The sequence below is a fragment of the Flavobacterium sp. YO64 genome (assembly GCF_004119505.1).
Taxonomy (GTDB): domain Bacteria; phylum Bacteroidota; class Bacteroidia; order Flavobacteriales; family Flavobacteriaceae; genus Flavobacterium; species Flavobacterium oncorhynchi.
This window is the reverse complement of record NZ_NRQV01000074.1, coordinates 1-347: the sequence shown is the minus strand read 5'-3', so window position 1 is coordinate 347 and position 347 is coordinate 1. Positions and strand designations below refer to the sequence as shown.

Annotated in this window: 1 pseudogene; it reads left to right on the top strand. The window is 42.9% G+C overall.

Going from position 1 to position 347, the window contains the following annotated elements:
- Window positions 1-347, top strand: a pseudogene (locus tag BOW57_RS20725) (hypothetical protein); the annotation flags it as partial.

Here is a 347-nt window from a genome sequence, read left to right as displayed (position 1 = left end):
AGGCCAGCCAATAATCGATGCAGTAGCAGAAACGATAGCTTCGATCAATGGTTACACAGGAGGAACAACTCCAGCTTTAACGTTGAATGATAAATTAAACGGAGCTGCTGTAGTAGTGGGTACTAACCCTGGGGAGGTAAAAGTAACCCCAGTAACAGTACCAACAGGCTTAACATTAAATACAGACGGAACAGTAACAGTTGTACCGAACACTCCAGCAGGAAATTATGATGTAACGTACAAAATCTGCGAAGTAACCAATCCAGGTAACTGTGATGAAGTAACTTCAGTTATTGTAGTTAGCCAGCCGACAATCGATGCAGTAGCAGAAACGACAGCTTCGATCA